18 protein-coding genes are annotated in these 23,258 nt (G+C 64.0%); 12 read left to right on the top strand and 6 right to left on the bottom strand.

The window, feature by feature from the left end:
- Window positions 1-47: 47 nt before the first annotated feature.
- Together ACQ4W4_RS20320 and ACQ4W4_RS20325 are read right to left on the bottom strand one after the other, a co-directional pair.
- Window positions 48-710 carry a LysR substrate-binding domain-containing protein gene (locus ACQ4W4_RS20320; protein WP_436543484.1) on the bottom strand — a complete coding sequence of 221 codons (663 nt, stop codon included), beginning with the start codon at window positions 708-710 and terminating at the stop codon, window positions 48-50.
- Window positions 711-730: 20 nt separating this feature from the next.
- On the bottom strand, window positions 731-907 hold the full coding sequence (locus ACQ4W4_RS20325; RefSeq protein WP_436543485.1) for a helix-turn-helix domain-containing protein: 177 nt from the start codon (window positions 905-907) through the stop codon (window positions 731-733).
- 118 nt (window positions 908-1,025) lie between these two features.
- Between ACQ4W4_RS20325 and ACQ4W4_RS20330 the strand changes: the two genes are divergently transcribed.
- The 3 genes from ACQ4W4_RS20330 to ACQ4W4_RS20340 are packed head-to-tail and all read left to right on the top strand — an operon-like array spanning window position 1,026 to window position 3,912.
- Window positions 1,026-2,561, top strand: coding sequence for an MFS transporter (locus ACQ4W4_RS20330; protein WP_436543486.1), 1,536 nt, complete (start codon window positions 1,026-1,028; stop codon window positions 2,559-2,561).
- 47 nt (window positions 2,562-2,608) lie between these two features.
- Complete coding sequence (locus ACQ4W4_RS20335; protein WP_436543487.1) at window positions 2,609-3,409, top strand: hypothetical protein; 801 nt, start codon at window positions 2,609-2,611, stop codon at window positions 3,407-3,409.
- 53 nt (window positions 3,410-3,462) lie between these two features.
- A complete protein-coding gene (locus tag ACQ4W4_RS20340) occupies window positions 3,463-3,912 on the top strand; it encodes a VOC family protein (protein ID WP_436543488.1) in 450 nt (149 codons plus the stop codon).
- 127 nt (window positions 3,913-4,039) lie between these two features.
- On the opposite strand, the gene ACQ4W4_RS20345 is transcribed toward ACQ4W4_RS20340, so the two are convergent.
- Window positions 4,040-4,285: a hypothetical protein gene (locus ACQ4W4_RS20345; protein WP_436543489.1), complete on the bottom strand. Its 246-nt coding sequence runs from the start codon at window positions 4,283-4,285 to the stop codon at window positions 4,040-4,042.
- A gap of 293 nt (window positions 4,286-4,578) precedes the next feature.
- Here ACQ4W4_RS20345 and ACQ4W4_RS20350 point away from each other — a divergent pair, with 293 nt between their 5' ends.
- The gene (locus tag ACQ4W4_RS20350; RefSeq protein ID WP_436543490.1) at window positions 4,579-5,979 is read left to right on the top strand and encodes an aminotransferase-like domain-containing protein; all 1,401 of its coding nucleotides are present in this window, start codon (window positions 4,579-4,581) and stop codon (window positions 5,977-5,979) included.
- A 42-nt stretch (window positions 5,980-6,021) separates the two neighbouring features.
- On the opposite strand, the gene ACQ4W4_RS20355 is transcribed toward ACQ4W4_RS20350, so the two are convergent.
- The gene (locus ACQ4W4_RS20355; protein ID WP_436543491.1) at window positions 6,022-7,083 is read right to left on the bottom strand and encodes an NAD(P)H-dependent flavin oxidoreductase; all 1,062 of its coding nucleotides are present in this window, start codon (window positions 7,081-7,083) and stop codon (window positions 6,022-6,024) included.
- A gap of 87 nt (window positions 7,084-7,170) precedes the next feature.
- On the opposite strand from ACQ4W4_RS20355, the gene ACQ4W4_RS20360 reads away from it, so the two are divergent.
- The 5 genes from ACQ4W4_RS20360 to ACQ4W4_RS20380 all read left to right on the top strand — a co-directional run bounded on the left by ACQ4W4_RS20360 (window position 7,171) and on the right by ACQ4W4_RS20380 (window position 18,709).
- The gene (locus ACQ4W4_RS20360; protein ID WP_436543638.1) at window positions 7,171-8,037 is read left to right on the top strand and encodes a LysR substrate-binding domain-containing protein; all 867 of its coding nucleotides are present in this window, start codon (window positions 7,171-7,173) and stop codon (window positions 8,035-8,037) included.
- 739 nt (window positions 8,038-8,776) lie between these two features.
- Window positions 8,777-9,625, top strand: a complete 849-nt coding sequence (locus ACQ4W4_RS20365; protein ID WP_436543492.1) for a phage tail protein — start codon at window positions 8,777-8,779, stop codon at window positions 9,623-9,625.
- 106 nt (window positions 9,626-9,731) lie between these two features.
- Entirely contained in the window at window positions 9,732-10,739 is a 1,008-nt protein-coding gene (locus tag ACQ4W4_RS20370; protein ID WP_436543493.1) for a tetratricopeptide repeat protein, read from the top strand.
- A gap of 58 nt (window positions 10,740-10,797) precedes the next feature.
- A complete protein-coding gene (locus ACQ4W4_RS20375; RefSeq protein WP_436543494.1) occupies window positions 10,798-17,007 on the top strand; it encodes a YDG domain-containing protein in 6,210 nt (2,069 codons plus the stop codon).
- Window positions 17,008-17,014: 7 nt separating this feature from the next.
- Entirely contained in the window at window positions 17,015-18,709 is a 1,695-nt protein-coding gene (locus ACQ4W4_RS20380) for a ShlB/FhaC/HecB family hemolysin secretion/activation protein (RefSeq protein ID WP_436543495.1), read from the top strand.
- A gap of 137 nt (window positions 18,710-18,846) precedes the next feature.
- On the opposite strand, the gene ACQ4W4_RS20385 is transcribed toward ACQ4W4_RS20380, so the two are convergent.
- Window positions 18,847-19,647: an alpha/beta fold hydrolase gene (locus ACQ4W4_RS20385; RefSeq protein ID WP_436543496.1), complete on the bottom strand. Its 801-nt coding sequence runs from the start codon at window positions 19,645-19,647 to the stop codon at window positions 18,847-18,849.
- Window positions 19,644-20,660 (bottom strand): M14 family zinc carboxypeptidase, encoded by a 1,017-nt coding sequence (locus ACQ4W4_RS20390; RefSeq protein WP_436543497.1) that lies wholly within the window; start codon window positions 20,658-20,660, stop codon window positions 19,644-19,646. The genes ACQ4W4_RS20385 and ACQ4W4_RS20390 overlap by 4 nt, the downstream gene beginning before the upstream one ends.
- Window positions 20,661-20,829: 169 nt before the next feature.
- Here ACQ4W4_RS20390 and ACQ4W4_RS20395 point away from each other — a divergent pair, with 169 nt between their 5' ends.
- The 3 genes from ACQ4W4_RS20395 to ACQ4W4_RS20405 all read left to right on the top strand — a co-directional run bounded on the left by ACQ4W4_RS20395 (window position 20,830) and on the right by ACQ4W4_RS20405 (window position 23,252).
- Window positions 20,830-21,798 carry an IS1595 family transposase gene (locus ACQ4W4_RS20395; protein ID WP_436543498.1) on the top strand — a complete coding sequence of 323 codons (969 nt, stop codon included), beginning with the start codon at window positions 20,830-20,832 and terminating at the stop codon, window positions 21,796-21,798.
- Between the two features lie 138 nt (window positions 21,799-21,936).
- A complete protein-coding gene (locus ACQ4W4_RS20400; protein WP_436543499.1) occupies window positions 21,937-22,680 on the top strand; it encodes a hypothetical protein in 744 nt (247 codons plus the stop codon).
- Window positions 22,677-23,252 carry an RNA polymerase sigma factor gene (locus ACQ4W4_RS20405; RefSeq protein WP_436543500.1) on the top strand — a complete coding sequence of 192 codons (576 nt, stop codon included), beginning with the start codon at window positions 22,677-22,679 and terminating at the stop codon, window positions 23,250-23,252. Before ACQ4W4_RS20400 ends, ACQ4W4_RS20405 begins: the two co-directional genes overlap by 4 nt.
- Window positions 23,253-23,258: the final 6 nt, after the last annotated feature.

The following is a 23,258-nucleotide window of genomic DNA, read 5'->3' on the forward strand; positions in this document are numbered from 1 at the left end:
GGCCCATCGCCCGGTACCGCGCCATGCCGCCCTCGCTGCTGGTGCTGTCATGCCGCCGCCCCGGCGGACCACTCGCGCAGCAATAGCCCGAACGCGTCGGCCGCCGCCGTGCTGCCAGCGGCGCGCCAGACGAGCTGGAACTGGGCGGCGGGCAGGGCGGGCAAGCCATGCTGGCCATCGATGACGATCATGCCCGGCTCCAGGTCGCCCTGCGGCAGGGCCGTGATCGCCAGCCCGGCCAGCACGGCGGCGCGCAAGCCCTGCTGGCTGGGCGAGGTGAACGCCACGCGCCAGTCGAGGCCGGCGCCGTCGAGGGCGTCGACGCCCACTTGCCGGTGCATGCACGGCGCCGGGGAAAACGCCAGCGGCAGCGGCAGCGCGCCGTCGTGGCGGAAATCGTGCGCCGCCGCCCAGACGAAGCGCGTGCGGCGCAGCACGGCCGTCTCATCGCCGCTATCGGCCAGAACCATGACGACGGCCAGGTCCAGCGCATCGGCGGCGATGAGTTGCTGCAAGTCAAGATAGGTGCCCACCGTGACATCGAGCCGCACGGCGGGAAACAGGTGCGCGAATTGCGCCAGCAGGGCGGGCAGGCGCGCGCCCATGAAATTTTCCGGCACGCCGAAGCGCACGGCACCGGCAATCGAGGAACGCCGGAAGCGCCGCGACAGCGCATCCTGGGCCGCCAGAATCTGCCGCGCGTGGCGCAAAAAATCCTCGCCGTCTTCCGTCAGGCTAAGGCTGCGCGTCGTGCGCTGCAGCAGCGCCGTGCCCGCCTGTTCTTCCAGGCGGCGATCTGGTGGCTGACGGCGGACTGGCTCAGGTGCAGCCGTTCGGCGGCACGCGTAAAGCCGCCCGTGTCCGCGACGGCGACCAGGGCGCGCAGCAGGGCGGTATCGAAGTCCATGGGGTTCCCGTGATTCATGATGAAAATGAATGAATTGTACAAAATTTTATCATTTCCCTCATGAGTTGCGGCTTTCTAGAATGGCGGCTCGCCGTGCGCCGCCTCTACGCGCCCCTCCATGACTACCGACATCAAGGCTTCGATGCACCTGACTACTTCACAACAAAACTCGCTGACCCTGGCCGCCGTGTGCCTGGCCTCGCTCATGTTCGGACTGGAAATTTCCAGTGTGCCCGTCATTCTGCCCACCCTGGAAACACTGCTGCATGGCGACTTCAAGGACTTGCAGTGGGTCATGAACGCCTACACGCTGGCCTGCACCACCGTGCTGATGGCCACGGGCACCCTGGCCGACCGCTACGGCCGCAAGCGTTTGCTGCTCGCCAGCCTGGCGCTGTTCGGCGTCAGTTCCCTCGCGTGCGGCTGGGCCGGCGGCACGGGCGTGCTGATCGCCGCGCGGGCGTTGCAGGGCGCGGCCGGCGGCGCCATGCTGATTTGCCAGGTGGCCGTACTGTCGCGGCAGTTCCCGGCCGGTGCGGCGCGGGGCAGGGCGTTTGGCGCCTGGGGCATCGTGTTCGGCCTGGGCCTGGGCTTCGGACCCATCATCGGCGCTGCCATCGTCGCGCTATCGAGCTGGCAATGGGTATTTCTCGTGCACGGGCCGCTGGCCGTCGTCGCACTGCTGCTGGCGGGTCTGGGCGTGACGGAATCGCGCGATCCGCAGCGGCGCAAGCTGGATGTGGCGGGCATCGTCACCCTGTCGCTGGCCGTGTCCAGCCTGGCCTGGTGCATCACGCAGGGGCCGGCGCTGGGCTTTTCCGACCCGCGCACCGTGGCCAGCCTGGCCGCGGCGCTGCTCAGCCTGATGCTGTTTGCCGTCATCGAACGTCGCCAGCCTGAACCGATGGTTGATTTTGCCGTCTTTCGCATCCGCCGTTTCTCGGGCGCCTTGCTCGGCTCGGCCGGCATGAACTGCAGTTTCTGGCCCTTCATGATCTATCTGCCCCTGTACGTGCAGCATGGCCTCGGCTACAGCAGCCTGGGCACGGGTCTGACCCTGCTGGCCTACACCTTGCCCACCTTGCTGATGCCGCCGCTGGCCGAGCGGCTGGCGCTGCGCTACCGCGCCGATGCGGTCATTCCCGCCGGCATGCTGGCCATCGGCGCGGGTTTTCTGCTGATGCTGTGGGGCAGCCATGCGGATGCCGCCAGCTGGCTGACGATCCTGCCCGGCTGCCTGCTGGCCGGCACGGGCCTCGGTCTGACGAATACGCCCGTCACCAATACGACGACGGGCGCCGTGCCGGGCGAACGGGCCGGCATGGCGTCCAGCATCGACATCAGCGCGCGCATGATCAGCCTGTCCATCAATATCGCGCTGATGGGCTTTATCCTCGTCGGCGCCATCCAGTCCGCCTTGCGGCCGCATCTGCCTGGCGGGCTGGACGCGGCCGCCTTGCGCGCCATGGCCGAGGATTTGTCGGCAGGCAAGGGCGCCGGCGCGCTGCCGGCCCGCGTGGCCCAGCTTGCGCTGGCACAGGGCTTTGGCGCCGTGATGCTGTACGGCGGCGTGGCCGCCTGCCTGTTTGCCGCGGCCAGCTGGCTGGTGTTCGGCGCCGGGCGGGTGGGTGCGTTAAGGGCGGGAAGGCTATAATCGGGGCACGTTGACAAGTGTTGCTCAACGTCATTACGAGGCCGCCCATGCATAAACTGATTTCCGAACTCACCCGTCTGTACCTGTTCGAGGAACAGCAGCAATACGTCGATGCGCAGGGCGGCGCCCAGCCTTTGATGCCGGCCGTGCTGGCGCGCCACCTGTCGGGCGAGCGGACGGTGGCCGTGCAACTGGTGAGCGGACACGGCCTGACGCGCGCGCTGGTGCTGGAGTTTGGCGGCAAGGGCTGCGGCGAAGCGCACTGGAGCGCGCTGTGCATGATCGCCAATGCCGTGCAGCACGAGCTGGACTTGCCGGCGCCCGCCGTCAGCATCTCGGGCACGGCATTTCAGCTGTGGCTGTCGCTGGCCACGCCCGTGCCCGTCGCCCAGGCGCGCCAGTTCGTGCAGCTGCTGCGCTCCACCTTTTTACCTGCTTCGACCGACATCCTCGCCGTTGCGCCGCCGGCCGACGTGGAACAGGTGGCGCTGCCGCCGTGCCTGCAGCCATCGGGCAAGTGGGCCGCCTTCATCCACCCCAGCATGGGCGCCGCCTTCGTCGACGAGCCGGGCCTCGATATGCCGCCGCCGCCCGCCGCCCAGCTGGGCTTCCTGGAAAGCTTGCGCAGCATCACTGCGGGACAATTCGCGCAGGCGCTGGCGAAGCTGCAGGGACATGCGGGGCCGGCTGATACCGTGCCCGCTCTCGCGCCCGTCGCCGTGCCATTACCGGCGGTAAAGCCCGTTACGCAGCCAGGCTTGCTGCTGCAGGACGCCACACTGGAGGACATCGTACGCTGGCTGCATGCGCGCAATATCGAACCGACTTTCCGGCACAGGCTGCCGTAGCGGGGCGCTCCTTCTCCCTGACGGCGGGCCAGGTTAGACTCCCAGGAGGCAATATGACAGTCAAGCGCATGGACAACGTCGGCATCGTCGTGGAAGACATCGAAGCCGCCATTGCGTTCTTCTCCGAACTTGGTCTCGTTCTCGAAGGGCGCGCCCCCATTGAAGGAAACTGGGCAGATGGCGTCACCGGTCTGCACGGCATGCGCGTGGAGATCGCCATGATGCGTACGCCGGACGGTCACAGCCGTCTCGAGTTATCCAGTTTCCTCGCGCCGCCCGTGGTCGCCGATCACCGCGACGCCCCAGTGAACGCTCTTGGTTACCTGCGTGTCATGTTTACCGTCGAGGATATCGACGATACGCTCGGCCGGCTCGTCACACGCGGCGCGAAGCTGGTCGGCGAAGTAGTCCGGTACGAACACATGTATCGGCTCTGCTACATCCGTGGTCCCGAAGGCATCCTCATCGGACTTGCCGAACAGCTCCCGCAGAAGGCGTCCTGAGGGAACCCACCGGACGTTGAAAACCCAAGGCGCGCCGTCTAATCCGTTGCTGAGGCAGGCCTGCGCGCAACGCCGCGGCGGGAAATTGCCGCCGCATCGCGGGATATCGGCTGGCGACTGCCTGTCATCATGGCATGGTCATGTCCAGACCGGCCATCCTGACGACGAAAAAGGTGACGATCCCCAGCGCCAGGAGCAATAGCGCGAAGATCGCGACCACCTTGCCGCTCGCGCGCAGCACCGCGCGATTCTGCTTCGCCTTATCCTTATCCTTCTTGCCTTGGTCGTAATGCCACTTAATGGCGAAGAACATGCCTGTGGCGAGCACGAGCGCCTTGAATGTAACGAAGACTATAGGGGTCCAATCGATCATTTTGCGTATTTCCAGTCTATTACTTGATTACTTGACACTATCCGTCGTGAGGCGCACTGCCTCAAAATGCTGTTTCAGCAGCTTCTGTTCCCACTTTTTTCAACTATCCCCCCCACGCATCCTGTTTGACTCTTTCATTATAGCTAGCTCTGAAATAACGACGGTATCGCGCGCAGTGATGTGCCGCATGCGGATGAGTGAGGAGAAAACGCCAGCGACGGCCATGCAAGGATGGTGTTGCTGCACGTTATGAGGCATACTACCTTAAAACAATCTCCATACATTGAGACAAAATGTCCCAGTTAAAAACCATACAAGATGAAAATTTGACGAGCTGGTTGCCGCGATTGGCCGGGAACAAGGGGCCACGTTTTTTGCAAATTGCGGATGCCTTGCAGGTGGCGGTGGCAGACGGCTCGCTGACAGCCGGCGACCGTCTGCCGACGCAGCGCCAGTTGGCGGCACAGCTGGGCGTCGACCTGACGACGATCACGCGCGCCTACGACGAAGCCAGACGCCGCAACTTGCTGGAGGGGCGCGGCGCTCGCGGCACGTATGTCGCGGCGCCGAAGGTCGAATTGACCGCTATCCTCGACCTGAGCATGAATACGCCGCCACCGCCGGATGGCGTGGACTTCGACGACATGTTGCGACAAGGTTTGTCTCAAGTGCTGATGCGCGCGGATAATGAGTTACTGATGACCTATCACCTGGGCGGGGGAAGCGACTCCGACCGCAAGGCCGGAGCCAGGTGGCTGGAACCGATGTTCGGCCCTCTGGATGCAGGGCAGGTGGTTGTCTGTCCCGGTGCGCAAGCGGCGATCGCCGCATTGATCCTTGCCCTGACGGAGCCTGGCGATGTGATCCTGGCCGAGCCGACGAGTTATCCGGGCTTGCGTGCCGCAGCGGCCCAGTTCGGCCGGCACGTCATCGCGGTGGGCGCGGACAAGCACGGGATGCTGCCTGATCTGCTTGAGGAAGCGTGCCGCCAGCACAAGCCCGGGCTGGTCTACCTCAATCCGACATTGCAGAACCCGACCGCCATCACCATGCCGGAACGCCGGCGCAAGGAGCTCGCCGGCATTGCGCAGCGCTGCAATGTACGCATCGTCGAGGACGATCCCTACTGGCTTCTTGCCGATGCGCCGCCGCCGCCCGTTGCCGCGTTTGCCCCGGCACAGGTGCTTTACATCTCCACGCTGTCGAAATGCCTGACGCCCGGCTTGCGTGTCGCCTTCGTGCTGATACGCGACCCGGCGGAGCGCGAGCGTTTTCTGGTCGCGCTAAGATCATTTGCGCTGATGGTCGCTCCTCTGACGGCCGCCCTGGCCACGCAGTGGATACTCGACGGCTCGGCTGACAGATTGATGGAAGGCGTACGCAAGGAGGCGCGCCTGCGCCACCGGATGGCGCGCGATGTTCTGGCGGGACGCTACAGCGGCTTGGGCGACGGTCTGCATGTATGGCTCGAGTTGCCCGCGTATTGGCATTCCTCGCAGCTTGCGCTTGCAGCCGCCAGCTACGGCATCGCCGTCACGCCGGCGGAGGCATTCGCAACGGGCAGCGCATCCGTGAACGCCATTCGGATCTCTTTGGGCTGCATCAAGGACCGTGGACGCCTGCAGGCCGGTCTTCAACGACTGTCTCATCTGCTTGCGCGGCGGCCCGAGTCGTTCAGTGCCGCCGTGGTTTGACTGACCGGGATGCGCCTCCGTATTGCCAGAAGCATCCTGGCGTCAGGCCGCCATTTCCCTTGCCAGTGCCAGCACCAGTTCCTCCGCCCCCATTTCCCGCGCCAGCGGCGCCCCCTGGCCGGCCCAGTGCGCGCCGAATGCGCTGTTGCCGTGCTGGCTGGCCAGCGCGTTCAATCGTTTGGCGGCATCGTAGGCGACGGGATAGTCGGCCGGCGGCGGGCTGCCCGGCGCTTCGGCGTATTCGATGAAGCGGTTGACGATGCCGCGCGCCAGCCGGCCGGAGAAGGTCGCCGTCAATCGCGTGCTCGCCGCCCGTTCGCTTTGCAGCGCGGCGCGGTAGCGCGCGCTGGCCGCCGATTCCGGGCAGAGCACGAACGCCGTGCCCAGCTGGGCGGCCGCGGCGCCCAGGTCCAGCGCGGCGCGGATGCCTTGTCCATCCATGATGCCGCCAGCGGCGATCAGGGGCAGGGCGGTGCGGCCGGCCAGCAGGCGCAGCAGGACGCCGGTGCTGAGGCGCTCGTCCGGCGCTTGCGGGTCGAAAACGCCGCGATGTCCGCCCGCTTCCACGCCTTGCGCCACGATGGCGTCGACGCCCGCCGCCTCGATCAGCGCCGCCTCGTGCAGATTGGTGGCCGTGGCCAGAGTATAGATGCCGGCCTGGCGCAGGGCGGCGATCTGCTGCCGCGTCGGCAAGCCGAAATGAAAGCTGACGACGGCGGGACGCAGTTCCAGCAGCAGGGCGAACGCTGCCTCGTTGCCGAGAAAGGTTTGGTAGATCTCGTCGAGTTCCGTAGGCACGGCCGCGCCCAGTTCCGCGAACAGGGGCGCCAGATGGGCCAGCCAGGCCGCTTCGCGCCGCGCATCGCGTACCGCCGGCGCATGGCAGAACACATTCACGTTGAAGGGGCGGTCCGTCAGCGCGCGGGTTTCCTCGATCATCTGGCGCGCCTGCGCCACGGTGCCTGAGCCGATCGCCAGCGAGCCGAGGCCGCCAGCGTTCGAGACGGCGGCGGCCATGCGCGGCGTGGAGACGCCCGCCATCGGCGCCTGGATGATGGGGAACCGCAGGCCGAGGCGGTCGAGGAAGCGCTGGATTGACGTCATGATGATTCCTTCATGAAGTTGAGATTGATGTATATGATTCTTTTTTTGAGAATATAATAGCACAATCATTCAAAAAGAAAGAACATGATGGAGTTGGAGTCCTTGACGATTTTTTGTGCCGTGGCCAGTGAACTGAGCGTCACCCAGGCCGCGGCCCGGCTGGGCCGCGCGCCGTCCAGCGTCACCACGCGCATCCAGCAGCTGGAAGCCGACATCGGCGCCGCACTGTTCGTGCGCACCAATAAACGCATGGCCCTGACGGCGGCGGGCGAGCGCTTTCTCGAGTATGCGCAGCGTTTGCTGGCGCTGGCGGAAGAGGCCAGGCACGTCGTCACGGGCGGGCGCGCGGGCGGCACCTTGCGCATCGGCAGTATGGAAAGCACGGCGACCAGCCGCCTGCCGGCGCTGCTGGCCGCGTATCACGCCCGCTATCCGGACACGCGCCTGGCGCTGAGCACGGGGCCGTCGCGCCCCCTGATCGAGCAAGTGCGCACGGGTTTGCTCGACTGCGCTTTCGTCGCCTTGCCGCCGGCCTTTGGCGGCGCCGCCGCCCTGGCGGAGCTGGGCCTGGCATCGACGGCCGTGTGGCGCGAGGAGCTGTGTCTGCTGCTGCCGGCCAGCGAAGGGCGGGCGCGCCACGCCATCGACGTGCGCACGCGCTCGCTGGCGGCCTTTCCGCAGGGCTGCACCTACCGCGGCATCGCGGAGGACTTGCTGGGGGTGGCCGGCAGCACGCAGTGGCGGGTACAGGAGCTGAGTTCGTATCACACCATGATCGCCTGCGTGGCGGCCGGCGCCTGCGTAACCGTGCTGCCGGCCAGCGTGCTGGCGCTGTCCGATGCGCCGGCCAGCTTGAAAACGCTGCCCGCCGGGCAAGCCGACACGGTGCTCGTGTGGAGAGTCGGATTCGACGTGCCCGCTTTTCAGCATTTGCTGGCGCAGATAAATAAGTAACCCCCAATAAATTATTGTGATTTCTGTTTTTCATAACCGGCGCTCTGCATCGCAACGGGCGCCTTGCATGGCATCCGGTTCTGTTCTTTATATATTCACAATCATTTCCTGAGGATTACTTAGGTGTGAAGTTGCAAGAGCTTATTCGGACTGGATCTGAACCGTGACATCAGGGCTTTGCCAGCAATGCGCTGATGCGGCCGGTGCCAGTTGTCATGATGATTTTATTCCTTGAACATGTGGGCACATTCCAGCGAGTTGTTATAAATGAAGCCGCAAGCCCATTCACGCAAAACTGACTGGATGACGCGTTCGGCCTTGTCATTGGTCCGCCGCCGATATGGCCGTGTAAAGCGGTGCTGCTCTGCTATCTGACTGCAAGCAGCCTTGAATGACCTGCACCAAGAGGCTGAACCGTTGTCGGTTAACAAGGCTCCGGGGCGCCAAGACTTGCGTCTCGCCAGGTGTGTTTATCGGCCCGGGCGGTCGACCGGCGCGGTGATTAATTGAGCACCATGGTAATGCTCCGAGACGCAGCGCTTCTTCAAGTTCATGCAGGCATACCTTTCGGATATGATGCTTTAATGTAACGAATAATGAAATAAATATAGGCACGGCCACGTATTCTAAATTATTATTGGCAACAGTTAATTTACTGGTTTCTCAAATACCGCGCGGATAGAAAGTTATTAAATAAATCATAATCACCCAGGCCATCTATCATAACAAGGAGAGCAAGTTGAAATCACTCGTCAGAAATCGTGTTTCTAACGTCGCGCTGTTCGCTGGTGTGCTTGCGGCGGCCTGGAGTCCTGCCAGTTTCGCCTGCTCCGATACGCCGGTGCTGGCGAGTATTTGCATCATGGCCGTGCCGTTCACGTTCGGTTCTTTTAATCGCCAGTATATTCTCGCCGCCGGGCAGGATTTATCGATTAATAACAATACGGCGCTGTACTCCCTGATCGGTATCACTTATGGTCAATCCAATAGTACGACCTTCAAGGTGCCCGACCTGCGCGGCAAGTTCGTGGTCGGTGCCGACGGCGTCAATTACAACACGGGCGCTACAGGCGGGAAAAATGCCATCACCCTGACGACACCCCAGTTGCCGGCGCATTTGTTCACCTTGAACGCGCTGCCGGTTGCCCTGGGTGCGGTGACCGTTTCCACGGCATTGCCTACGCTGAGCGCCACGGTCAATATCGCCAGCAGCGTCGCCACCGGCACGGTGTCGGACCTGAAACTGAACGTGGTCGGTGGTTCGGGCGGTGCCACTTCGCCATCGGGTAACTATCTCGGCAAGAGCACCAGCCCTCTCGTCAACGTCTATTCCAGCGCGACGCCCGATGCCACGCTCAATGCCGGCGCCATCAGCGGCGGCACGGTGTCGGTAACGGTCCCTGCCAGTTCCTCAACCGCTACCGTGGCGGGCGGCGCAGTCATGGCAGGAACCGTGGGCGGCACGGCGACCGTCAGCGGCAACACGAATGTCATCGGGACGGGGGCGCCGATTGATATCAGGCCGCCGTATATCGCATTGACGTATTACATCGCGGCGCAAAATGGCCTGTATCCGAGCCGCGACTAAGACTAACTAAGTAATGCTGATGCTGTGCTGGTCGGCAATGAGGCGCACCAGCAGCGCCTCATTGCCTGCCGGGGCAGCGTCTGCGTCCGTCACTGGAGATGCTGCAGTGGCTGAGCAGGCCACCAATAACGACTTTAGCTGGGATGCTGCTTTGCGTAATGTTGATGCAATGATCACTGCCGCGCTGTTTGCGGTCACACTGAACGCGGGCGCCGCTCCGCGCGACCTTTCTGCCGAGTTAAAGCGCGCTAACCAGGCCCTGGCAGCGCACGATTATGGTCTGGCGTACAAGGAGTATGCGCGTGTTGCCGCGGGCAATCCTTTGGCGCAATTTAACCTTGGACTGATCGAACGCGAGGGCTGGGGACGCCCACGTGATGCTGTCGCAGCCTGTGCCTGGTTCGGCAAGGCGGCACAAGGCAATATCCCGGCGGCGCAACAGTTTTTCGGCGATTGCCTGGCAAGCGGCACCGGGCGTGCGGCCGACGGCAAGGCTGCGCTGGCCTGGTATCAGAAGGCCGTGCAATCAGGCATCGCGTACGCGAACTGCTCCGCTGGCGAACTGTATATTCGCGGCCAGCTCGTCGAGAAGGATGTCGCGCGCGGCCTGGCCCTGTGCGCGCAAGCGGCGCAGGCCGGTTCGGCGCCGGCCATGTTGCGCCTGGGCGATTACTACAGGAACGATCCTGATGTGCGGCAAGATTTGGCGGCTGCGCGCTCCTGGTATCAGCAGGCGGCGGAACACCGTATGGTGGTGGCCCAATACCGCCTCGGTGTGATGCTGGGACAGGGCGAGGGCGGCGCCGCCAACCCGGCGCTGGCCTTGTTCTGGCTCGAGCACGCGGCCTCCGAGGGGTATGCGCCCGCTTATTTGCCGGTGGCCATCTTGTATGGCAACAGCGCGCCGGACCCTGCCACCGGCGCGCTCACGCCGGACAGCCTGGCAAAGATTTACATGTGGAGCCGCGCGGCCAAAGCCACCGCCAGCAACCCGTCCGACATCGCTGAAATTGACGGTATTGAACAACTGCTGCAGCAAGTGATGCCACCGCAGTGGAAACCCGAGCTCGACCGCCGCGTGGCCGAGCATCTCGGCAAATTGACAGTCAACTAGCATAGACACAGGCGGCGCCATTGCTGGCGCAGCGTGCCGATCACCAAGGAAAACCACCATGCATGCTTCCATGAACCGCATTTACCGACTCGTCTGGAGTCATGTCCACCAGACCTGGGTGGCCGTCCATGAACGCGCCAGGGGCAAGGGTAAGTCGGCCAATCGCCGCCTCGTCGCCAGCGTATTGCTGGCGGCCTCACACGCGGCCATGGCGGGGCCGACCGGCGGCCAGGTTACGGCCGGCAACGGCACCATCAACCAGAACGGCGCCACCACCACGGTGACGCAAGCGAGCCAGAACCTGTCGTTGAACTGGCAGTCGTTCAACACCAGCAGTGGCGAAACCGTCAATTTTGTCCAGCCCTCGGCCAGCGCCATTGCCGTCAACCGCATCGGCGGCAATAGCGCCACCCAGTTCTACGGCGCACTCAACGCCAACGGCCAGGTCTACCTGATCAATCCGAACGGCGTGCTGTTTGGCGCCGGATCGCAAGTCAACGTCGGCGGCCTGGTGGCGTCGACGCTCGATATCGGCGATGCCAGCCTGAATAGTGCTACGCGCAATTTCCGCGGCGCGGGCAGCGGCAGCATCATCAACCAGGGCGCCATCAATACCGGCAACGGCGGTTATGTTGCCTTCATCGGCAAGCAGGTCAGTAATTCGGGGACGATCAACGCCAGGGCGGGGACGGTGGCGCTGGGCGCGGGCAGCGACGTCACGCTGTCGTTTTCCGGCGATAGCCTGGTTCAGCTGCAAGTGAACCAGGGCACGTTGAACAACCTGGCTGAAAATGGCGGTCTGATCAATGCCGACGGCGGCGCGGTCTGGCTGTCGGCCGGCGCCAGGGATACTGTGCTGGCCAGCGTGGTCAACAACACGGGTATTATTCAGGCGCGCAGCGTGCAGAATGTCAACGGGGTGATTGTGCTGGAGGCCGGCAGCGCTGGCGCCGCTGGCAATAGCGGCACCCTCGATGCATCCGGCCTCGGACACGGCGAAACGGGCGGCGCCGTGAAGGTGCTGGGCGGCGCCGTCACACTGGCGGCAGGCAGTCTGACCGATGTTTCAGGCGACGCCGGCGGCGGCACCGCACTCATTGGAGGAAATTTCCTCGGCGCCGGCGCCGAGCAAAACGCGCACACCACGACAGTCGCAGCGGGCGCCTCGATCAAGGCCGACGCCATGACCGCAGGTGATGGCGGAAGTGTTGCGGTCTGGTCGGATGGCGCCACGCAGTTCGACGGCAGCATCACGGCACGCGGGGGCAGCACTGCCGGCAACGGCGGCCAGGTGGAAACTTCCGGCAAGAACTTGAACATCAACGTCAGCGCCGCTGTCAATACAGCGGCTCCCCATGGCGTGGCAGGCGACTGGCTGCTGGACCCCGATGATATTACGATCGGCAATAACAGTATCTTTAATAGCGGTTTGAATAGCGTTTCCTACCCGATCAATGTCGATACGCGGGTTTTGTCGGCTGCGCTCAATCATGGCAACGTGACCATCAAAACCACCGGATCTTCGGCCAGTTGCACGGGCACGCCGCCGTGTACGGGAGCGCCCGGCAATGGCGATATCATCGTGCTCGATCCCATTGGTTCCGCGACGGATTATGATGTGTCCAACAATCCAGGCGTTAATTGGGACTTCGGTAACAACACGCTCACGCTCAGTGCCTATCGCAACATTGATTTCAAAGTAACCAATAACGTGAAGTATAAAGGCGATACCGCCGGCGGGACGATTGGCGGAAACATCTTGGCTTACGGCGCCGGCAACGTTGTGCTGAGGGCAGACAATACTGCCAAGGGCACAGGCACGGTCAATTTTGACGATCCGGGTCAAAATTATGTCCTGTTGGTCAATAGTGGAAGCACCCTTTCCATCTTTTACAATCCGACCAGCTATAACTCGCCGACCGACTTTACCGCCTACATGCAATCTGACCTCAGTCAGCTGACGGCCTATATGGCCATCAATGTGAGCGGCACGGCTGCCTCGAAGATTTACGACGGTTCCACGACGACGTCGGTGTCAGGGTTGAATTCCGCAGTGGCCCTGCCGTCCGGATTGACGCTCAATACCGCCAGTGCGCAGGGCACCTTTGCTGACAAGAATGTCGGCGCCAACAAAACCGTCACCATCACCGGCGTGACTGCGAGCGGCAGCGGCGCCGCCACCAGCACCACCAGCGATGGCACCACCGTCATCAGCTACAACAACAACAAATACTTCATCAGCGGTCTCGACAGCAAGACCGCCACGATCACGGCCAAAACCGTCAACCTTACCGGCCTGACGGCCAACAGCAAAACCTATGATGGCACCACTTCGGCCACGCTGTCCGGCAGCGCCAGTGTCGCCGCCGGTATCGTCAACGGCGACAGCGTCACGGTCGCCGGTACCGGTGTCGGCAGCTTTGTGAACGCCAATGCCAGCGTTGGCAAGGCCGTTACCGTCACCGGTTTTACGCTGAGCGGCACCGATGCCGGCAACTACGTGGTTACCCAGCCGAGCGGGCTGACCGCCACCATCAACAAGGCTGATCTGACCTTGGCGGGAACCAAAACCTACGATGGCACGACATCGGTGGCGGGCAGTACCTTGACGGCGACCGGTGTGGCCGGCCAGACTTTCACCGTCACCGGGGCCGGTAACGCCTCGAATTTGAGCAGCAAGAATGTGCAAAGCGGTGCGGCGCTCGCCAGCGCCACGGGCCTGAGCCTGGGCAGCAGCAGCAACGGCGGCCTGGCCAGCAACTACAATGCGCTCAGCGCTACTGGCAGCAGCTATACGGTCACTGCCAAAGAGATTACGCTGACCGGCATCAGCGCGGTCGATAAAATCTACGACGCCACTACCACGGCCGCGCTCAACGCCGCCAGCGTCGGCTACTCGGGCCTGATCAACGGCGACACGGTGTCGCTGGCCGGCATCGGCACCGGCAGCTTTGCGGATAAGAACGCAGGTGTCAACAAGGCCGTCACGGTGAGCGGCTACACGCTGTCGGGGCTAGATGCCGGCAATTACGTGGTGACGCAACCGACCGGCCTGACGGCCAGCATCAGCAAGGCCAATCTGGCGGTGTCGGGCATTGCGGCCGCCAATAAAACGTATGATGCCACCACCGGCGCGACCCTGAGCGGCGCGGCCAGCGTGACCGCACTGGGCAGCGACATCGTGTCGGTGGCGGGCACCGGCACCGGCAGCTTTGCCGACGCCAATGCCGGCAGCAACAAGGCGGTCAGCGTGACGGGCTATACGCTCACTGGCGCTGACGCCGGCAACTACAACCTGGTGCAGCCGAACGCGGTGAGCGCCACCATCAACAAGGCCGATGTCATCGTGTCCGGCAGCAAAACCTACGACGGCGCCACGTCGGTGGCGGGCAGCACCTTGACGGCGACCGGCGTGGCCGGACAGACCTTCAGCGTCACCGGCGCCGGCGACGCCTCGAACCTGAGCAGCAAGAATGTGCAAAACGGTGCGGCGCTCGCCAGCGCCACGGGCCTGAGCCTGGGTAGCAGCAGCAACGGCGGCCTGGCCAGCAACTACAACGCGATTGGCGTGGCCGGCAGCAGTTACACCGTGTCCGCCAAAGCCATCACGCTGACCGGCATCAGCGCGGTCGATAAAATCTACGACGCCACTACCACGGCCGCGCTCAACACCGCCAGCGTGGCGTACTCGGGCCTGGTCGGCGGCGACACGGTCACGCTGGCAGGCAGCGGCACGGGCAGCTTTGCGGACAAGAACGCCGGCGTGAACAAGGTGGTCAGCGTGAGCGGCTACACGCTGTCGGGCGCCGACGCCGGCAACTATGTGGTAACGCAACCGAGCGGCCTGACGGCGACCATCGGCAAGGCCAGCCTGGCGGTGTCGGGCATTAGCGCCGCCAACAAGACCTATGACGCCACCACCGGCGCGACCCTGAGCGGCGCGGCCAGCGTGACCGCACTGGGCAACGACATCGTGTCGGTGGCGGGCACCGGCACCGGCAGCTTTGCCGACGCCAATGCCGACAGCAACAAGGCGGTCAGCGTGACCGGCTATACGCTCACTGGCGCTGACGCCGGCAACTACAACCTGGTGCAGCCGAACGCGGTGAGCGCCACCATCAACAAGGCCGATGTCATCGTGTCCGGCAGCAAAACCTACGACGGCGCCACGTCGGTGGCGGGCAGCACCTTGACGGCGACCGGCGTGGCCGGGCAGCAGTTCAGCGTCACGGGCGCCGGCGACGCCTCGAATTTGAGCAGCAAGAATGTGCAAAGCGGTGCGGCGCTCGCCAGCGCCACGGGCCTGAGCCTGGGCAGCAGCAGTAATGGAGGATTGTCGAGCAACTACAATGCGCTCAGCACCACTGGCAGCAGCTATACGGTCACTGCCAAAGGGATTACGCTGACCGGCATCAGCGCGGCCGATAAAACCTACGACGCCACCACCACGGCCACGCTCAACACCGCCAGCGTGGCGTACTCGGGCCTGGTCGGCGGCGACACGGTCACGCTGGCAGGCAGCGGCACGGGCAGCTTTGCGGACAAGAACGCCGGCGTGAACAAGGTGGTCAGCGTGAGCGGCTACACGCTGTCGGGCGCCGACGCCGGCAACTATGTGGTAACGCAACCGAGCGGCCTGACAGCGACCATCGGCAAGGCCAGCCTGGCCGTGTCGGGTATCGCCGCCGTCGATAAAACCTATGACGCCACCACCGGCGCGACCCTGAGCGGCACGGCCGCCGTGAGCGCGCTGGGCAGCGACAGCGTCACGGTGGCCGGTAGCGGCACCGGCAACTTTGCCGACGCCAATGCCGGCGTTGGCAAGGCCGTGACCGTCACTGGCTATGTGCTGGGCGGACATGACGCGGGCAACTACAACCTGGTGCAGCCGGCCAGCGTGACCGCCACCATCAACAAGGCCGATGTCATCGTGTCCGGCAGCAAAACCTACGACGGCGCCACGTCGGTGGCGGGCAGCACCTTGACGGCGACCGGCGTGGCCGGGCAGCAGTTCAGCGTCACGGGCGCCGGCGACGCCTCGAATTTGAGCAGCAAGAATGTGCAAAGCGGTGCGGCGCTCGCCAGCGCCACGGGCCTGAGCCTGGGCAGCAGCAGTAATGGAGGATTGTCGAGCAACTACAATGCGCTCAGCACCACTGGCAGCAGCTATACGGTCACTGCCAAAGGGATTACGCTGACCGGCATCAGCGCGGCCGATAAAACCTACGACGCCACCACCACGGCCACGCTCAACACCGCCAGCGTGGCGTACTCGGGCCTGGTCGGCGGCGACACGGTCACGCTGGCAGGCAGCGGCACGGGCAGCTTTGCGGACAAGAACGCCGGCGTGAACAAGGCGGTCAGCGTGAGCGGCTACACGCTGTCGGGCGCAGACGCCGGCAACTACGTCATCAATCAACCGAGCGGCCTGACGGCGACCATCAACAAGGCCAGCCTGGCCGTATCGGGTATCGCCGCCGTCGATAAAACCTATGACGCCACCACCGGCGCGACCCTGAGCGGCACGGCGGCCGTGGCGGCACTGGGCGGCGACAGCGTGTCGGTAACGGGTGCGGGCGTGGGCAGCTTTGCGGACAAGAACGCCGGTGCCAACAAGGCGGTCAGCGTGAGCGGCTACACGCTGTCGGGCGCAGACGCCGGCAACTACGTCATCAATCAACCGAGCGGCCTGACGGCGACCATTGCCCGTGCAGCGCTGACGGTCAGTGGCATCACTGCAGCCGATAAAGCGTTCGACGGCAGCACTGCCGCCACCGTCAGCACCGCCAATGCGACACTGGCAGGCAAGTTTGGTTCGGATGACATCACGCTGGCGTCGACCGGCCAGTTTTCCGACGCTGCCGCTGGCGTTGGCAAGACGGTCAATCTGAGCAGCATTTATGGCGGTGCCGATATCGGCAACTACGTCGTTACCGGACAAGCGCAGGCAATTGCCAGCATCACGGGAGAGCCTGTCGTTGTGCCCGGCACACCGACGCAGCAAGTTCAGAGCGCGGTGACGCAAGTACAGTCGGCCTTGCTGCCGCCGCAAGCCTTGGCGCAGCCGCAATTATTGAGCCTGTCCACGACCTTGGTGGTGCAGCGGTTGACTGACTCCGGCAGCGGCAACAGCAATGAGAGCTCGAAAGAAACGATGGGCCTGCCGTTGATCAATACGGCAACAGGATTTGGCACGCCCGCGCCGATACTGAAAATTCAAAATGGCGGCATGCAATTGCCGCTCGTTGCGACCAGCAGCAAAGAGTGAAGAATATATGCATACCCTATCCAAACAGCCTTTCCTGATGAAACCCTTGTTCGCCGCGTTGTTGCTTGCGTCGCTGGAGGCCCAAGCTGCGGGTCAGCAAGTGCCTCCCGACGCCGGATCGATTCTGCAACAATTGCAACCACCAATTCCCAAGGCGGCGCAACCGATGGCGCCGATCCTTGAGGTGAAGCCGAAAATCGATGCCGGCATGCCGCCATCGCAGCCGTTCCACGTGAGCAAATTGCGTATCACAGGCAATACTGCGTTCGCTACAGCAACGCTGCATGCATTGATCGCCGATCAGGAAGGTAAAGATCTGACGCTGGCGCAACTCGAAGAGCTCGCCGGGCGCATTACCGCATACTATCAAGCGCATGGATTTCCAATTACACGCGCCATCATTCCGGTGCAGTCGATTACCGACGGCGTCGTTATTATCCAGGTCGTCGAGGCGCACTATGACAACGTCCGGCTCAGGAATCAAAGCGAGGTGAGCGACGATTTACTCCAGGCCTTTCTGAAGCCGCTCGCTACAGGAAAATTAATTGTCGATGACGAACTCAACCATGCTTTGCTGCTGCTGTCGGACGTGCCAGGCGTGGGCGTGAATGCGGTGCTCAAACCGGGAGCGGCCACCGGTACGTCCGACATCGATATCGAGACGCGCCACATTCCGGCGACGCTGGCTAACTTGTCGCTGGATAACTACGGTAACCGCTATATCGGCCGCACGCGCCTGAGCGGCAATGTCAATATTGTCAATCCATTCCATGCCGGTGACACACTGAGCGCCAACATGACCACCACCGGCGAAGGCATGAATTATCTGCGGGCGGCATACGACACGCTGCTCAACGGTCAGGGGACCCGGATCGGCACCGCATATTCTGCACTGCGTTACAAGCTCGGCAACACTGCCCGCGCCCTTGATGCGAATGGCACGGCGGCAGTCGGCAGCCTGTGGGTAAGGCATCCGTTGATTCGTACCATGCAATATAACCTCTATGCCCAACTGCAATATGAAGCCAAGACGCTGCATGATCGCGTCGATCTCACCGGCATCCGCAATGACCGGCATCTCGGTAACTGGATAGCCAGTCTCAACGGTGATTATCGCGACAGCCTGCTGGCAGGCGGCATGAGCACAGGATCGCTGAGTTGGACCAGCGGACGTACCAGTTTTGACGATGCCGGCGCCGCCGCATCGGATGCCGCTACCGCGCGGTCGAGCGGTACATTCTCGAAGTGGAATGTCAATCTCGCCCGCTTGCAGGGACTGACGCCGCGCGACTCGCTGTATCTCAGTTTTGCCGGGCAATGGGCGGACCGCAATCTCGATTCCGCCGAGAAGATGGCTATTGGCGGCCCTTACACTGTCCGTGCTTATGACATCGGTGCGCTTTCAGGCGACACCGGCTATGCCGCCAGTGTGGAAATACGTCATGAGTTGGGACGGCTGTTGTCAGGATCATGGCAGGCGCAGGTGTTTATCGACAATGCTTATATCAAGGTCAACCGCCAGCCTTGGACCGTGACGGTGAACAGTGCGACCTTGTCCGGCGCCGGCGTCGGTCTGAGCTGGGTCGGGCCCGACCTGTGGCGCGCGAGCGCTTCCGTGGCAACCCGCGTGGGCGCGGTGCCTGCGCTGTTGTCCGGGCAGTCGTCGACGCATGCCTGGCTGCTCGTAGGCAAGGCATTCTGACCTGGCCGCCATCGTTGGCTTAGCCAAGCGCCGGCCCTGTGCCGAGCGACATCATGGCCCGCCTGCGTGAAAAAAGCCATGATGAATTTCTCCTTGTAAGGACTTTTCTGATGCATGAGTCATGCAAGGAGCAGCGGTCAGTTTTTGTCAGTGGCGGGCGGGGTGTTGCCTGGCTGCGGGGCCATCCGCCCCAGCCATTGCACCAGCGTGTCCGCCACCCAGTCCCCCTCATCGAGCGGCAAGTCGTGGCCGGCGTCGCCGTGGATCAAGCAGTCGGCCTGCCAGGCACGCGCCAGGCGCTGCGAGCAGCGGTGGTCGACCAATTGATCGCGCGCGCCAGCCATTACCAGCACGGGCATGGCCGGACGGCTGGCGGGGGCGCGGTAGCGGGCGGCCGCCAGCAGCTGGCGCAGCGCATTGCACCGGCTGACCGGATATTGCTGCTGGTAACGGAGCCAATCGGCCAGCAGCACCGGATTGCTATGTGCGTGTCTGCGGCTCGTCAGGCGCAATATCAGCGCTTCCTGGCTGCGTGCATCGCCGACCAGCAACTGGCGCAGCAGGGCGCCGTAGTTTTGCCAGCGCAGGCGAAGGTAAAACGGGCTGTATGGCCGCATGCTCGTGTTGACGAGCACGCAGCGTGCGATTTCCTGCGGATAGCGGCTTGCCCATTCGACGGCCACCATGCCGCCCAGCGACAGGGCCAGCAAGTGGTACGGCGCGGGGATGCCGCGCGCCAGCAAGTCTGCGCGGCAGCTTTCCACCATGGCGGCCACGCGGGTGGCGCTGTCCTCGTCGTGCCGCGTGCCGTTGCCGGGCAAGTCGGGCGTGACGATGCGGGCGCCGGGCAGGGCGCGCGCCAGGGTGGCGGGAAACTCCCCCCAGTGGCGCTGCTCGCGCATCAGGCCGCGCAATAAAAGCCAGGTGGGCGCCGTCATGATTCGTACCATTGCACCAGAGCGCGCCGGCGCTGCGCCTTGCGCAGCAAGCCTTCCGGCATCCAGCGGCCGTGGCTGCTGGCGGCGCGCATGAGGAAATCGAACCACACCAGATGCCGGCGCAGCACGCGCTGCAGGCGGTGCGCGGCCGTGGGGTTGAAGATGCTGACCCGGTTGAACAGCTGGCGCGGATTTTTCTTGACCCACAACCACGAGCCCATTTCCAGGGTCAGCGGCAGGAACACGCGGCCCGTGTAGCTGGTGCCGTTCAAATACAGATAATCCCACAGGTCGCCATGCGTGCGGTATTGCCGGCTTTGCGGCTCGAACACATAGTTGTGGTTGGGGTAGCTCTGGCTGAACAGTTCTTCCAGCGCGCCGATCTCGGCCAGGTGTTCGATCGGCACCTTGGTATGGGCGTGCGGAAACCAGATACGGTCGCGCAAGCCGAAACCGGAATGGCAGTCGAGGGCGATGCTGAACTGGCGCGACAGCAGTTCGCGTTCGACGAAGTCGCACACGGCGGCGCTTTCCAGCTCCATCGGCGCGTCTGGCGCGCCGCGGTACCAGGGCAGGCGGGGGCTGTAGCGCTGGCCGCCGAGCATGAACGGCACTTTTTCGCGCGCACTCAATGGCGCATTGCGCATCAGGTCCACGCCGCGCGGATTGCAGCGCGTGGCTTGCCACATGCCGCCCGGATTGACCAGCGGCATGAACACGAGGCGCATGGTTTCCAGCTGCTGGTGCAGCGTGGCGTCCCAGCGCAGGCGCGCGACCAGGCTTTCCAGAAAGGACAACAGTACTTGCGTGCCGATGCGTTCGAGGCCGTGGATGCCGCCGAAAAAGCCCAGCACGGGCACGTCGGGGCCGGGATTGCCCATGGCGATCGAATACACGGGAAATGCGCGTCCATCGATGGCGATGCTGCAGGGCGCGGCCACTTCCAGGTGACTGCCGCCCTCGTCGATGAGGCGCTTCAGCATGACCAGCTCGGGCAGATTCTTTTCGATCATCAGGCGTCTGAAAGGGAAAGTAGCAGCCAGTGTAGCCGAAATCATTGCCGCGACCGACGTACCGCATGGCGAAATTTATGGCTCTGTCATCGGCAAGTAGGGGACATGCCGGAATCTTCCCATGGCGGTGCTGTCTGACTCTGCATACCCACCACACAGGGAGCAGATCATGCAGCCAGCCGAATGGATCCGCTTTATCGCGCAGTTTGCGCAGTTGAACCGGCGCCAGCGGCAGACAGGCATGGCCCTGCTGCGTGGCAACACGCCACACGACGCGACCGTCGCGTTGCTGGAAAGCGTGGCACAGCCGCGCTTGACCTGTCCCGCCTGCCGTTCGGCTCACCTGCACCGGCATGGTCATGCGCACGGCCTGCAGCGCTACCGCTGCGTGCCTTGCGGGCGCACCTTCAATGCGCTCACCGGCACGCCGCTGGCTCGCCTGCGCCATAAATCGCTGTGGCTCGACTACGCCGATTGCTTGCTTGCATCGGATTCCGTGCGCCAGGCGGCCAGCCAATTGGGCGTGCACCGCAACACCACGTTTCGTTGGCGCCACCGGTTTTTATCGTTGGCAAAAACGGACCGGCCGCACGGCCTGCATGGCATCGCCGAGGCCGACGAGTTATATGTGCTGGAATCGGAAAAGGGCTCCAGACAGATGACGCGTCCGGCCCGCCGCCGGGGCGGCCATGCGCAACGGCGCGGCATATCCAACGAGCAAGTCTGCATCCTGGTGGCGCGCGACCGCACGGGCCAGACCCTCGATTTCGTCACAGGCAGAGGCGCGTTGACGAAGGCGCAGCTGCACCGCTGTTTATTGCCTGTCATCGACCAGGATATCCTGCTGGTCACGGATGGCCATGCGGCCTACCGGGCGTTTGCGCGGGAAGCGGGCCTCAGTCATCAGGCCGTCAACTTGCGCGCCGGCATCCGCGTGCAGGGCGCCGCGCACGTGCAGAACGTCAATGCGTATCACAGCCGCCTGCGGCAATGGCTGCGTCCGTTTCACGGCGTCGCCACGCGCTACCTGCCAAATTACCTGGGCTGGCGCTGGATACTCGACGCCAGACGTATCCGCTCACCCGAAACGTTATTGAAAGCAACGCTGGGTGCATTCCCACATCTGACGGTGACATAGCCAAATTTATTGGTGACAAGCATGTCACGAAGCCGTCATGTTTGCTGTGTAGTCTGTTGCAGTTGACGCAAGGATTGTTAATTGTAAACACCCCAGGCGTCCGCTTTACTCCTCACACGATAGCGAGACGATAGCGATATGACAGGCAGCCCGGCATCCGTCCATGTGCTTGCGCTGGCCGGATACCTGGTACTGCTGGGTTTTCTGGCCGCGGTGGGGCCCGTGCGGGCGCAGCCTGCCGACGGCGCCGTCTTGCAGTTCGATATCGCCGCGCAAAACCTCGGCGACGCGCTGGATATCTACAGCCGCCGCACGGGCATCGCCGTGCTGATCGACCAGCGTTACGCGCAGCGCCGGTCGGCCGCCGTGCGCGGCCCCTATGCGGCCGCCGCGGCCCTGCAAGTCTTGCTGGAGGGTACGGGGCTGCAATCGCGCCTGTCCGACGCGCAAGCCGTCATCGTGTATGCCCCTGCCGCGGCTTCAGCGCCAGCCGCAGCGGACCTGCCGCCAGCCGCCATTCTGGCCGCCGCCGATATCCCGGGCGCCACGCAGGGCGGCGGCGGCCATGCGGCCTATGTGGGCCGGTTGCAGCACGTGCTGCTGGGATTGCTGTGCCGCGCCGCGCAGACGCGCCCCGGCGGCTACCGCCTGGCGCTGCAGCTGTATCTGAACCGCGCCGGCGTCGTGGACCGCGTGCATCTGCTCGACAGCACGGGCTTGCGCGCGCGCGACACGGCCATTGCGCGCGTGGTGCTGGGTATGCGCGTGGGCGCGGCGCCGCTGCCGTCGATGCCGCAGCCCGTTTCCATCCTGCTGCTGCCGCAAGGGCCGGGCAGCGAAGTCGATTGCGCCGCTGGCGCGCAAAGAAGCGCGGCGCCATGAGCCTGCCCGACCTGCGCACCCGGCTCAAAGGCCACCTCAGTTCGCGCTACGCCGTGCTGCGCTGGCGACTCGAAAGGGTGGTCGGCTGCAAGCACCATGCGGCCGATGCGCTGCAGGAAACCTGGCTGCGCCTCGAAGCGATGGTGGCGCCAGGCCCGGCCGCCGCGCCCGTCCACAATCCCGACGCCTACCTGCTGCGCATGGCCGCCAATATCGCCACCGATGCCTACCGCCGCGACCGCATCATCGTCACCGAGCGCGAACGCGAGGAGCTGATGCACATGGCCGACGAAACGGGCGACGACATCAGCGACCCGGCGCGCATCGTCTCGGCGCGGCTCGACGTGCAGGCGCTCGACGCGGCCTTGGCGGGCCTGTCGCCGCGCCGCCGCGCCATCCTGACGGCGGCGCGCATCGACGGCATGCTCAATGCGGAGATCGCCGAGCGCTTCGGCATTTCCGTGGCCATGGTCAAGAAAGAATTGCAGGCCGCCATGCAACACTGTAAAACGTGCATGGCCGACGCCGATGCGGCCCAGCGCAGCGATGTGGCGGGCCGCCGTAAATATTGATGAATC

The sequence above is a fragment of the Janthinobacterium glycogeni genome, assembly GCF_051380725.1.
Classification (GTDB): Bacteria; Pseudomonadota; Gammaproteobacteria; order Burkholderiales; family Burkholderiaceae_D; genus Janthinobacterium.